Origin of the sequence: Exiguobacterium sp. S22-S28 (genome assembly GCF_043359615.1) — a bacterium.
Lineage (GTDB): Bacteria > Bacillota > Bacilli > Exiguobacteriales > Exiguobacteriaceae > Exiguobacterium_A.
Map to the genome: position 1 here is coordinate 164,226 of NZ_JBHFFC010000026.1, position 13,008 is coordinate 177,233.

A 13,008-nucleotide genomic window follows, 5' to 3' on the forward strand; every position below is an offset into this window, starting at 1 on the left:
TTCCCCCTTAAAAATCCTCTTTTTCAAGATAGGACCATTCTGAACCGGTTAAGCTAAGTTTGTCAATTAATCGGACGGATTGTTTGGCAATCGCCCGTTCGACAATCGTAATCGCGGCGCGAGCATTTCCGTTCGGTACGGTCTCAATCATTTGCTCGAGCGCCTGTTTCGCATCATCCGTCAACTGATACCCATATTGCGCAGCATAGTTGATGATGATTTCGATTAGCTCGTCCTTCGCGTAGTTCGGGAAGTGGAACTCGCGTTTAAACCGGGATTTCAGTCCGGGATTACTGGCGAGTAACGCTTGCATCGGTTGCTCGTAACCGGCAAGGACGACGACCAGATTATCGGCATGTTTCGTCATCTCGTCGACGAGCGTATCGATTGCTTCCTTGCCGAAGTCGTTTGCTCCGCCGTTCAGCGCATAGGCTTCATCGATGAACAAGACACCGCCGAGTGCGTCACGGATTACATCCCGCGTCTGTTGCGCCGTCTGACCGACATAACCCGAGACGAGATCGGCACGACTGACAACTTTTAGATGCCCCCGTTTCAAGTAACCACACTCGCGTAAAACATCCGCATAAAGCGCCGCGACCGTCGTTTTTCCGGTCCCGCTGTTTCCGCTGAAGACGGCATGCAGTTCGACCGGCAAGACTTTATAACCCGCCTCCTGCCGACGTTTTTGCATCGACAACAAGGCTTGGATCTGTTTGATTTCTGCTTTGAGCGGCTGAAGTCCGACCAGTTGATTCAGCCGTTCTTCGACCGTACTGTCGTCTGACGCGACAAGTTCGAAATCGGCTTGTTCGAGCAGCGCAAAATCCTCATGACTGGCACTTTCACCGAGGCTTGCCCCTTTTTTAAAGATCGCGTCGAGGACGATGTTGCGGACCGCCCGTCCGTTTCCGAAACTGGCGTCGACCCGTTCCCGTTCGAGCCGGGACAGCAACGCTCGTTCTGCCTGTTCCGTCAGGACATAATCATTCGCAGTCGCGATTGAGCGTCCGATTTCAAGCAATTCCGTATCGGTATAGTCCGCGAGCAGATAATGGTTCGATTCCGGGAACCGGCTTCGCAGACCGGGATTGGCCTTCAAGAAGTCCCGCATTTCTTCCGGATAACCGGCGAGGACAACGGCGAACCGTCCCGCATATTCACCGCTCGTCATTGCGGCAACAAGTGTATCGATCGCTGCTTGTCCATAATCGTTGCCGCTTTGACCGGCCCGTTTTAAGGCGTATGCTTCATCAATGAACAAGACACCGCCGACCGCTTCCCGAACTTTACTCATGACCTGTTCTTCCGTCTGTCCGACAAACGCTCCGACAAGAGACGACCGGTCCGTCTCCACGACTTCCGGCCGTTCGAGCAGTCCAAGCTCATGGTAAATCTTCGCCATCAACCGGGCGAGCGTCGTCTTCCCGGTTCCGGGATTCCCCATGAAGATCATGTGGAGCGACGGTTGATCACTCGAACGGTAGCCGTCCGACGTCCGTTTTTGTTGGTACTTTAAAAAACGGTACATCTGATGGACCCGAAGTTTGATATCCTCCAGTCCGATCATCGCGTCGAGTTCCTCAAGCGCCGACCGCTCGACCTGTTTGATCTCTGCCGGCAACAAGGACACGACACGACGTAAGTCTTGAATTGCCGTCGCCTTCAGCTCCGTCATCTCCCGGAAGGCATCGCGGGAATAAAACCGTTCCTGTAAGCTGTCGAGAAACTCCGTCGCAATCTGTTCGAGCGTCGCGCTCGACAGCAGCAAGGCTTTGCCGGCTTCAAACAATTCCGACCAACGCACGGCATCCATCCGGCGCAACCGTTCCGTTTGTTCGACGACCTGCTCCGTTTCATGCAGGATTTGTCCCGCCTGTTGGATCAATTCTTTTGTCGCCGAGCGTTTGGCATTGGCATTGTCCGTTTCCCGAATCGTCGGGAATGTATTAGCGACCAGCAACTGGTAGCTGCTTTGCAACTGTTGCTCGATTAGCAACTGTTCCAGCCGTTCCGGCAGACGGTCGTGTTGACGGATTTCCTGCATCCAGCTTTCTGCCAACGCATCGATTCGTCCGGTCATGATATACCGGTGCTCGACCAGTAACGCTAAAATCCGGACGAGTGCCCCGGTTTCCTGCAACAGACGACTGCTTTGCGCATAGCGTAAGGCCAGGACTTCCTCGACTTTCGCGCCGCCTTCCCACGCCTCGATTTGTTTGAACATCTCCTCTTTTGAGAACGTCTCCATCTTCGTTAATCCCTCCTACTTCTCGAAAAAACCGACTTTGACCGTCACGATGTGACGCTCCAGTCGGTTTCTCATCATTTAGCTTTTAACCAGTTCGGATCGAATGTATCCAGTGTCTCGAGTTTTTTCATCTTGACGGAATAAAACAGCTTTCCGTTGTTGCGTGACTCGGCTCCCAGTACTTTCGAACGGTCGGACGCGACATAATACGTCGCTTCTTCTGCATTGTTATCCTTATCGAAGAAGGATGGATACTGCTTGATCCATTCTTTCGGCACCGTACTCGACGGCTCTTTTTTGACGAAGACGTCGGCTGCGTTTCCGGCGATGTCCGCTTCCCCTTCAACTTGACCAAAGTCACCGTCTTCGATGAACTTGATGATCTGTTCATTGAACCCGCGTGACAAGAATGGACGCGGTGCGCTGACGCTCTTCGATGCCTTCGTCTCGTTCAACAATTTACCGGTAGCGTCGTATTCCCGAAACATCTTCCCGTCCCAGATGGCCATCGTTCCTTTTGATGGACCGTCGATGACTTCTGTCCGGAAATGTCCTTTATCATCAAAAACGACTTCATACGTCCGTGTTTCGAGTGCATCTTCCGTCGTCGACAATTTCTTTTCGACATACTGGATGCGCGACATCGTATAAAACGGTTTGACCGGTGCAGCTTTATCTTCATTAGCGGTCTGTGTCTTATTCAAAAGGTAAAAATTATAGGCAAGGAGTATCGCCATTGCCACGATTGCGACTGCAATCCATGTGCTCGTTCGTTTCGTCATGCCATGTACACCATCCTAAATTTGTCTCGTTTCATGTTAATGGTATCGGTTTTAGGCTTAGAATACAAAGGGTTTGTCCAAGATTCACGCATTTCCGAGAAAATACGTCAGACTTTTGAACAATTGCTCTTGTTTTCGAAAGACAGGTATCTGTGCACAAAAAACGGACTGCTGATGAACGGCAGTCCGGTAAGCTTAATCCATTTTCGGTTCGAGTGAGACAATCATCGATTCATCGACGAGGTAATACGTGTGATGGGGCAACTCGCGTAAATAACCTTGTTCAAACAATTTGGCACAGTCAACTTGAAATGTCTTCGAGTACGGTTTGAGGGGTAACTTGCGCTCTTTGTCAAAATACCGGTCGACCGCGACCTGAACATAATCCATCTCGTAAACTGTCGCGCGGTCTTTCGCTTCCATGATCGCAAACGTCTCGCGTGACATATAGAAGACCTGCGTCGTGCGGACACCCAAGTGCGGTGCCAGTCGCGCCATATCGATCCGTTGTTCCTGATCGAGTAAAATCGTCCGGTTCGTTCCTTTGGGCAACGCCAGTTCAAAATCGTGTGTCGCCCGTTTGACTTCATCGAGCGTGACATCGCGAACGGGCAACGGCGGTTCTTCTTTTGCTTGAAACCATTTTTTAAAGCGGTTCACGTTCTCGCCCCTTTCTGCATCAAAAAAGGTGGGGTTGCCCCCACCTCAAACGTTAATGTAAACGGTTTAGTTTTGCAAGCGTTCGCGAAGAACCATCGGTAAGATTCCGCCGTGACGGTAGTAATCGATATCGACTTCTGAATCGAAACGAGCAATCGCTTCGAACTTCGTGACTTTTCCGTCTGCAGCTGTTGCTGTGACTTCGACGACGTCACGCGGACGAACTGATTCGTCAATCGCGATGCTGATTGCTTCTTCGCCTGTTAAGCCGAGCGATTCAGCCGATGTGCCGGCCGCGTATTGGAGCGGCAAGACACCCATCATGACGAGGTTCGAACGGTGAATCCGCTCAAAGCTCTCAGCGATGACGGCTTTGACACCAAGAAGGTTTGTTCCTTTTGCTGCCCAGTCACGTGATGAACCCATCCCGTAATCTTTACCAGCGAGGATGACAAGACCTGTGCCATCTTCTTTGTACTTCATTGCAGCATCGTACATTGCCATCGTTTCGCCTGTTGGCCAGTACGTCGTGAAGCCGCCTTCTGTACCTGGAGCGACTTGGTTACGGATCCGGATGTTCGCGAATGTTCCGCGCATCATGATCTCGTGGTTACCACGGCGTGAACCGTAGGAGTTGAAGTCTTTTGGTGCGACCCCTTTGCTGACAAGGTATTGTCCGGCTGGTGTCGTTTTCGAGAATGAACCGGCTGGTGAGATGTGGTCCGTCGTGACAGAATCCGCAAACTTACCGAAGACACGGAGGTCGTTCAATGCTTCGACATGACCGGCTTCTTTCGCCAAGTTCTCGAAGAACGGCGGGTTTTGGATGTATGTCGACGCTTCGTCGAAGTCATACTGATCGCCTGTCGGCACGTCAAGGTTGTTCCAACGTTCATTTCCTGTGAAGACTGAATCGTACTCCGCACGGAAGCTTTCCGGTGTGACGACCGTGTTGATGATTGTTTGGATCTCGTCACGTGACGGCCAGATGTCCGCGAAGAAGACTTCTTGTCCGTCTTTGCCTGTTCCGAGTGGCGCGTTCATGATGTCCACGTCAACCGTTCCGGCAATCGCATACGCGACGACGAGTGGTGGTGATGCCAAGTAGTTGGCTTTCACGAGCGGGTGAACCCGTCCTTCGAAGTTCCGGTTTCCTGAGAGGACAGACGAGACGAGCAGGTCTGATCCGAGGATCGCGTTTTCGACGGCAAGGTCAAGTGGACCCGAGTTTCCGATACATGTCGTACAACCGTAACCAACTGTGTTGAAGCCGAGTTGATCGAGGTACGGCTGAAGTCCTGATTTCTCAAGGTAATCCGTAACGACTTTTGATCCCGGTGCAAGTGATGTCTTAACGTATTTCGGAACCGTCAATCCAAGATCGATCGCTTTTTTCGCAACGAGTCCAGCACCGATCATGACGTACGGGTTCGATGTGTTCGTACAGCTCGTGATTGCTGCGATCGCCAAGTCTCCCGTACGCATTTCAACCGCTTCGTCTTTAAATTGAACGACAGCGACTTTGCTTGCTTCTTCTTCAGCAAGACCAAAACCAGCGTTTCCTTGTGGTGCTGTCAACGCTTTTTGGAATGACGTGTGCACGTCCGTCAAATCAATCCGGTCTTGTGGACGTTTTGGTCCGGCAAGGGCAGGAACGATTGTCGACAGATCAAGTTCAACCGTCTTCGTGAACGTTGGATCTTCGTTTTGCGGCGTGTAGAACAAACCGTTTGCTTTTGAGTAGTTTTCGACTTTTTCGATCAACGCTTCTTCGCGACCTGTCAAACGGAGGTACGTCAACGTTTCCGTATCCACCGGGAAGAATCCGCATGTCGCACCGTATTCAGGCGCCATGTTAGCAATCGTCGCGCGGTCAGACAATGACATCAGGTGAAGTGATGGTCCGAAGAACTCAACGAATTTCCCGACAACGTTTTGTTGACGCAACATTTCCGTCACGCGAAGGGCGACGTCCGTTGCTGTTGTTCCAGGGTGCATTTCACCTGTGATGCGGACACCGATGACTTCAGGAACCGGGAAGAATGACGGTTGTCCGAGCATGCCGGCTTCCGCTTCGATTCCACCAACTCCCCAACCAAGGACACCCAGTCCGTTGATCATCGTCGTGTGAGAATCCGTTCCGACGAGTGTATCCGGATAGACATCAACCGAACCGTCTGCTGTTTCTTTTTCAAGAACGACAGATGCCAAGTACTCGAGGTTTACTTGGTGGACGATTCCTGTTGCCGGCGGTACAGCACGGTAATTATCAAATGCCGTTGTTGCCCAGCGTAACAATTTGTAACGCTCTTCGTTCCGCTCGAACTCAAGATCCATGTTTTCAGCGAGTGCACCGGCGAATCCGTAAGAATCAACTTGAACCGAGTGGTCGACGACGAGGTCAACCGGGACTTCCGGGTTGATGACCGATGGATCGCCACCGAGGTCTTGCATCGCTTTACGGAGTGACGCGAGATCGACGACCGTCGGAACACCCGTGAAATCTTGTAAGATGACGCGTGACGGTTTGAACGGCACATCGATATCATTCGATACTTGGGCAGTTCCCCATTTCGCCAAGTTTTCGACATGTTCTTGTGTGATCGAACGACCGTCTTGTTGACGAAGGACGGATTCAAGCAGCACACGGATGGAATATGGAAGGCGTTTGACTTCCGTCAGACCGAGTTCTTCCAATTTTTCAAGGCTATAATAGTTGTAATTTTTACCGTTTGCTTCAAACGAACGGCGTGCACCAAACACGTCTTGCGTTGGTTGCGTTTGCTTCATGCTGATTCCCCCTTTAAGTGTTGACGACATCAAGCCCCTGATACCGCTTACTTGTACAGCTCTATCATAGTATAATATGAGCCCCGTTACAATTTGAAAGAACAAAAGACCTTCAATAAGTTTTACTTATCGGCTAATTGAGAAGCTATATCAATCATATGCTTATAACGACGTCCCGTTTCTAGTTTTTAATGGTTCTGTTACGGGTACTACTAAATTGTAGAACGATATCAGAACTTTCTGGAGGCGGAAATTATGGCACAATATAAAAACAATGAGGCAACACACGTCGTCACGACGATCGTTTTTCATGATTTGGAAAAGGCAAAAACCGGTTTTGAAATGATTAAGGATCTCGAAGCGATCAAAGAGATTGAAATGGAACAGATGGTCCTCGCCGAACGTAATGAGACGGACGGCTTCTCGTTCATCGATGCGATCGACTTCACGCAGCAGGATCAATCGTTTAAAGGCTCGTTGATCGGAATGGCGGTCGGTGTGGTCGGCGGACCATTCGGCATGCTCGTCGGTTCCGTCGCCGGATACCTGATCGGGGCGAACCGTGACGAAAAAAACGAACGCGATTCGTTTGATTTGTTTAACCGGACACTCAACCAGATTAATCCCGACCATTATGGCGTCATCATCATCAGTGAGGTCAACGAGGATTCGGAAGCGATCAACGCGATTGCGGCGGAACTCGGAGCGACCGTGCGCCGGACCGGTGAAACGTTTACGGATGAGACGGTTTAATTAAAAAAATGTTGTTGCTTCGTCCCCGTTTTTGAACTGAACCAAAAAAGTTAGACAATAAATGATTCGTCAGGCGACCTTGAGGACCTGAGTCCGGTATTCCACCGGGCTCAGGTTTTTTAGTCGTCTCTTGATACGACGATGGTTATAGTACTCGATATAACGCTCGAGCTCACATTTGAAGTGGTCCATGTCATCGAACTCCTTGAGATACAGGAGCTCTGACTTGAGCACGGCGAAGAAGCTTTCGATGGCTGCGTTGTCGAGGCAGTTGCCCTTACGGGACATGCTTTGCGTGATGCCGTGCTCGTGGAGCGTACCGACGAACGCTCGATACTGATAATGCCAACCTTGGTCGGAATGCAGAATCGGTCGGGCTTTCCCATCGAGCTTCCCGATTGCTTGGTCCAACATTTCGCCAACGAATCGATATGTAGGGCGGTCCGATATGGTATAGGCAATGATCTCACGGTTTCCCAAGTCCATCATTGGCGAGAGGTAGAGCTTCTCCCCGAACAGGTGAAACTCAGTGACGTCAGTCACCCATTTCTGGTTCAGACCGGTGGTCTTGAAGTCCCATTGGAGAAGATTCGGTGCGACCTCTCCGACTCGTCCTTTATAGGAGCGGTATCGCTTCATGCGGACGAGACATTTGAGACCGAGCTCGTTCATGAGACGGCGCACGGTCTTCGGATCGTGCCGGAAGCCTTGGCGTTCGAGAAGTGCGTGGATGCGACGATAGCCACATCGTCCCTCGTGTTCGTGGAAGAGGGTATGGATGGCTGCCTTCACCTCCGCATACTTGTCCTCGCCCGTCAGGCGCGTCCACCAATAGTAATAGACGCTCCGCGCCATACCGAGCACGCGGAGGAGTCCCGGAACGGGATAGATTGACCGCAATTCGTCGATTACTTGTGCCTTGATCCGGTTCGTCGCGCATTCTCTTCTTGAACCAAGGCTTTCAATTTTTTTAACGCAGCGTTCTCCATCTCGAGATACTCGATCCGCTCTTTGAGCTTCTCGACTTCTGTCATCTCTTCAAAATCCTTCTTCTTGCGTCTCGCCATCGGGGCACGTCCTTTCGGTTTGGCGACCAGACCTGCGGTCCCTTCCCGTTCATACGTCGATCGCCATCTCGAGATCGTCCCTGGGGAGGAAATTCGGTATTTTACGGCCGCCTCTCTATTGGACAACCTGTTGGTCGCCATGTCGTTTAATACCTCCAGTTTAAATGCCGGCGAGTGGGTTGTATAGGAAGGATCGAAGATCGTTTCCCCCCAACGCTCATAGAGACGCGACCACTCACGGATCAGTTCACGCGCTATACCGAATTCTTTCGCCACACCTCGGTATCCGTCTCGTCCCGTCAGATAACGCTCAGCGACCTGGACTTTAAACGCCTTCGTATATTTGACCATAAAAAACACCCCATAAAAGTTGGATTTTCATGTCCAACTTTTATGGGGCAGTTCATTTTTCAGGGACGTTTTCGTTTTTTATAAGCAAGTTCATCTTCAGTCCAAATAATCTGCTTTTTATCATAACATCTTTCACAAATTTGAAAATATCTCCTCTCCTGAAAGAGGACGTCATGAGTTACTTCATCAAATTCGTCCGACCTTTTCGCTTCAGAAACGGACCTAATCCAGCAAAACGATCAACTGCTCTTCCAGTCGCAGTGCTGAACTTTTCAACCATGACTTCACGCTCGGGGCATATCTGTCATGATGCCATCAATGCGGTCTTCCCTTTCTTCAAATTGCTGAAAGATCACGAAAACTTATTCCCATGATTTGGAGATACGGACGATTCTGGTGACGTGACAGCCCGTATAATGGGTGAAGGAAGAACTACACCCGAAAGATGGAGGTCGTCACATGAAACAGAAATATACGCCATTGGTCCTCTCAGCGCTGCTGCTGTCTGGAGTCCCGGTCCTACTCGCGGACCAGCCGATCAAGGTCCAGGCAGCGGATTATAAGTACGATAAGTATCAAACAGATTTATTAGCGCAGTTGAATTTCGAACGAAAAATGGTTGGTCTGAATCCGGTATCTTTGCATCCTTTGTTGGTAAAGTCAGCCGAAAATCATTCAAACTATCTGAAATTAAATGGTTATGCGTATGCTCATGACGAGGTAAAAGGAGATAAAGGATTTACGGGTAGAGAATATGAAGATAGGTTAAAAGCAGTTGGTATAAATGTATCTGATTACGGTGGGGGTTTTGAGACAATTTCTGGTTCAGGTGAAAGTTACACAACTCAAATGAGGTTACTTATTCAGACAGCTCCTTATCATAGAGTAGCTTTACTTACTCCCTCCACTCAATATGTTGGTTTTGGGTACACGAAAGGTGGGGCAGTTGTCACAAATGCTTTAGATAGTGTAAATGAAAGTAACGACATGGTAACATACTACCCGTACAATAATCAAACCAACTTAGAAACAACATATTATGGAAATGAAGACCCTGACCCACTTCAAGGAACTGGTCTAGAGAAATCAGGAACAATTCTAACTTTCACTCCTTCAAATTACTATTATGCAGGTACGGAAAAAGCAACTCTCACAAATTCTAGAGGAGAGAAAGTACCTGTTCTTGTAGAGTCAGGGGGTATTGGTCCACTTCTCATCATTCCAAAATCGCCTTTAGAGTATAATACGCGATACACAGCTTCAATTAGTGTCGTCGATGAAGACACTGGGCGAAAAGCATCTAAAACATGGTCATTTACGACTAAGGAAGACCCAGATGTATTAAAACGGGCGAATATGTATAAAGACTATAACAAGTCTGAGTATTGGGCGCAGGGGTTACTTTGGGCAGTAGAAAAGAAATACCTTGCTTCTCAGTCTGTTAAAAATACAAAGACTGGTAAGACAGAGTTATACTTGAAACCATCAACAAAACTAACAGAAGGTGATTTAGTCACTGCACTTACAAAGTATTACTATTCGTCTGAGTACAGTAAAACAAAACCTGCCGATAAGAATTGGAAACACTCTGTCGGGTATCAGGTGGCTAAAAAGCACAAGTTGCCGACGATGGCGACGATGGACAACCGGAAGAAGGCGACCGTCCTCGTGACGAAGGGAGACATGCTACGGGTGCTGGCTGCTGCCCACCTGAGGAAACCGGTATCCGAGCAGGTGGCCTTCGACACGCTGAAGGGGCTCGGGGTAGTGAAGGATCGCTCGCTCACGGCATACGGACCGAAGTCCGCGGCCAGTAGAGCCCACATCGCGACCTACCTGTACCGATATATGAGCTCGAAATGAGACGGATGAGTAGAGGGGCATGCCCTTCTACTCTTTTTTTGCGGCATCGGAGATATCCTTCAAACATCACATTCTCTCTTTTCATCTTTTAGATCAAAAATATCCTCACTGCAATATGTAAGCGATACTGCTCCTCAGTGACTCCGCTTCAATCTTTTGCTTTATTTAGAAACAGGTGACTTCCCAAACTTTGATCAGAATTATGCATACCGGCATTATCCCTCTTTCTCCATTTCACCGAATGATTCTGCCGGCCGAATGGTTATCTTTTTTTCTGCAGCATGGATTGAAATGACGCAATCCCATGTTGGTTTCAATTGAAGGACTCCTTCTTCATCCACCCATAGCACAGCATTTAATTCTATAAAGCCACCCATTACTACCATTTTTTTAGCATTCTCATCAATGACGGCATGGAGTTCCTCACTTAAACTGACTTCCCAGTCTAAAAATGTATTGGTTCTCATATAAAATCTCCTTTTTTACGTCTTTTTTTAACAGAACAAGAAACCTCTCGCGTGACAGATAAACGTTAAACAAACGTTAATGCATGTCGATGTAACACCTCACGTAACCAATCATCTGAAAGCTCCATCGGTGCCAAGTCGTGTAGGTAACTGCATATCATCGACACCTCCAACTCATTTCAGTTCAGGAAATTTCAACATCCCCTGCGGTAACCATTGGTAAATTGATACAATATTATCATATGCAATCAAAGGAGGATGAGTTCAGATATGTCAGATAAAAATTATACCTATTTGATAGAAGAAATCGAAAAGCTGAAATTTCACAATCGTACGTTGTTGACTTTACTCGGAAATTTACATCCGGATGCAATGGAAGATACGACGATACACGAAGCGGTCATCCTATTCGATCTCTCAAAAAATGATTTACGCGAGTTAAAAGACTTAATAATCAATTATGATCAAAATCGCTTCGCTTTTGAACAAAAAGCACTACTGATTAATCCCGTTTTCAGCAAAGATAACTTACTTTTCTTAGTAAACTCTTTTGTTAACTCAGACATGCTTACTACTGTCGGAAATACAATCTTATCTGATTACGAAGTGAAAACGAAATAACGTAAATCCATAAAAAAGAGACAGACTACGAAATGAGGAATTCCTTTTCCATGAGACTATTACCTCCAAAGCCGTTTTATTATGAAGGTGGAGAAAAAGCTGCTCTGCTCTTACATTCTTTCACCAGCAATCCGAATGATATGAAAAAGCTCGGGAGCTATCTGCAACAAAATCAGTATTCCTGCTACGCCCCGACACTCAGTGGACATGGTCTGCCGGCAGAAGAACTTCTGAACTACGGACCAGCTGACTGGTGGCAGGATGTTCTTGACGGTTACCAGCTACTGAAAGACAAAGGATTTGAACATATAGCAGTCGTCGGTCTCTCACTGGGTAGTGTTCTTGCTTTAAAAGCGGCACAGGAGTTGCAGATCAACGGGGTAATCACCCTATCCGTCCCGATGGATAAGGAAGCAGCCGTTCTAAAAGAACGAATATTTTATTATGCCCGGCGGTATAAACAACTCGAAGGGAAAGAGGAGCAACAGATTGAGTCTGAAATGACTGAACTTCATCACCTTCCCTTTGATTCGCTAGCCGATTTTGAACAACTCATTAACCGGACGAGAGACCAGTTGGCACGGGTCGTCTCGCCTGTTTGCGTCATGTATGGGGAAATGGATGGCCCCTCGTACAAGACGAGTGCCGAGAAGATTTTCCAAAGCGTAACTTCGGATCAAAAAACGATTAAAGGATTTGCGCATTCCAAACACCTGATGACATTAGGCAAAGATATGAACGAAATCAACCAAGATATTCTTACCTTTTTAAATGAACTGAAATGGTGAAGTATTCCCCCACCCTAAAGGCAACCCGTACTATAAGGGCTGTCTCTTTTTATATTACTGTATGGATTTCGGCTCCTGTAATCAGAAACCAATCAAAACAATTGACGCCATGAATAACAGATGGTATATTTATCTCAAATTAAAGATATATGAATTAAAGATAAAAAGAGGTGAATGAAATGGAACAGCCGAATCCGAACTTAAAAGCACTGACAGTCATGGTCCGCGCAGTCGATGCGCTTCATGAAGTCATCAAACAGGATGTTGCGAAGTCCGGACTAAATCCGACTGATTTTTCCGTACTCGAGTTGTTGTATCACAAAGGAAGGCAACCGATTCAGCTGATTGGGAAAAAAGTATTGATTACGAGCGGCAGCATCACCTACGTCATCGATAAACTCGAAAAAAAGAACTACGTCGCCCGCCAAGCCTGTCCGGAGGATCGGCGTGTGACATTTGCGGAACTCACCCCAGAAGGTCAAACGTTAATGGATACGATTTTTCCGGAACATGAACAAGCCATTAATCAGGTTTTCCAAGGGATTGACCAGGCGGAAATTGAATTGTTCATTAAGACTGCTAAAAAAATAGGCTACCAAGCCCAAAATAAGTAAA

General features: G+C 48.0%; 12 protein-coding genes. 5 read left to right on the forward strand and 7 right to left on the reverse strand.

Translation table 11 applies throughout. The features are described from left to right. Positions 1–7: 7 nt before the first annotated feature. The 4 genes from ACHA8N_RS07500 to acnA form a co-directional block, all read right to left on the reverse strand. Positions 8–2,251, reverse strand: coding sequence for an AAA family ATPase (locus ACHA8N_RS07500; protein ID WP_393965316.1), 2,244 nt, complete (start codon positions 2,249–2,251; stop codon positions 8–10). 74 nt (positions 2,252–2,325) lie between these two features. After that, positions 2,326–3,033: a hypothetical protein gene (locus ACHA8N_RS07505; protein WP_393965317.1), complete on the reverse strand. Its 708-nt coding sequence runs from the start codon at positions 3,031–3,033 to the stop codon at positions 2,326–2,328. A gap of 195 nt (positions 3,034–3,228) precedes the next feature. Beyond that, complete coding sequence (locus tag ACHA8N_RS07510; protein ID WP_393965318.1) at positions 3,229–3,693, reverse strand: DUF3939 domain-containing protein; 465 nt, start codon at positions 3,691–3,693, stop codon at positions 3,229–3,231. A 66-nt stretch (positions 3,694–3,759) separates the two neighbouring features. Next, positions 3,760–6,483 carry an aconitate hydratase AcnA gene (gene acnA, locus ACHA8N_RS07515; protein WP_393965319.1) on the reverse strand — a complete coding sequence of 908 codons (2,724 nt, stop codon included), beginning with the start codon at positions 6,481–6,483 and terminating at the stop codon, positions 3,760–3,762. A 255-nt stretch (positions 6,484–6,738) separates the two neighbouring features. Here acnA and ACHA8N_RS07520 point away from each other — a divergent pair, with 255 nt between their 5' ends. Next, a complete protein-coding gene (locus ACHA8N_RS07520) occupies positions 6,739–7,236 on the forward strand; it encodes a hypothetical protein (protein ID WP_147512429.1) in 498 nt (165 codons plus the stop codon). Positions 7,237–7,305: 69 nt separating this feature from the next. Here ACHA8N_RS07520 and ACHA8N_RS07525 read toward each other — a convergent pair whose 3' ends face one another. Further along, on the reverse strand, positions 7,306–8,202 hold the full coding sequence (locus ACHA8N_RS07525) for an IS3 family transposase (RefSeq protein WP_483867443.1): 897 nt from the start codon (positions 8,200–8,202) through the stop codon (positions 7,306–7,308). After that, positions 8,145–8,654: a transposase gene (locus ACHA8N_RS17570; protein WP_483867441.1), complete on the reverse strand. Its 510-nt coding sequence runs from the start codon at positions 8,652–8,654 to the stop codon at positions 8,145–8,147. The genes ACHA8N_RS07525 and ACHA8N_RS17570 overlap by 58 nt, the downstream gene beginning before the upstream one ends. Positions 8,655–9,113: 459 nt before the next feature. On the opposite strand from ACHA8N_RS17570, the gene ACHA8N_RS07530 reads away from it, so the two are divergent. Next, a complete protein-coding gene (locus ACHA8N_RS07530) occupies positions 9,114–10,517 on the forward strand; it encodes a CAP domain-containing protein (RefSeq protein ID WP_393965321.1) in 1,404 nt (467 codons plus the stop codon). A gap of 215 nt (positions 10,518–10,732) precedes the next feature. Here the strand turns inward: ACHA8N_RS07530 and ACHA8N_RS07535 are convergent, their stop codons facing one another. Further along, the gene (locus ACHA8N_RS07535; RefSeq protein ID WP_393965322.1) at positions 10,733–10,984 is read right to left on the reverse strand and encodes a hypothetical protein; all 252 of its coding nucleotides are present in this window, start codon (positions 10,982–10,984) and stop codon (positions 10,733–10,735) included. Positions 10,985–11,242: 258 nt separating this feature from the next. Between ACHA8N_RS07535 and ACHA8N_RS07540 the strand changes: the two genes are divergently transcribed. From ACHA8N_RS07540 to ACHA8N_RS07550, 3 genes are all read left to right on the forward strand, one after another. Beyond that, a complete protein-coding gene (locus tag ACHA8N_RS07540) occupies positions 11,243–11,605 on the forward strand; it encodes a hypothetical protein (protein ID WP_393965323.1) in 363 nt (120 codons plus the stop codon). A 50-nt stretch (positions 11,606–11,655) separates the two neighbouring features. Beyond that, a complete protein-coding gene (locus ACHA8N_RS07545; RefSeq protein WP_393965324.1) occupies positions 11,656–12,393 on the forward strand; it encodes an alpha/beta hydrolase in 738 nt (245 codons plus the stop codon). Between the two features lie 179 nt (positions 12,394–12,572). After that, the gene (locus ACHA8N_RS07550; RefSeq protein WP_393965325.1) at positions 12,573–13,007 is read left to right on the forward strand and encodes a MarR family winged helix-turn-helix transcriptional regulator; all 435 of its coding nucleotides are present in this window, start codon (positions 12,573–12,575) and stop codon (positions 13,005–13,007) included. Position 13,008 lies beyond the last annotated feature (1 nt).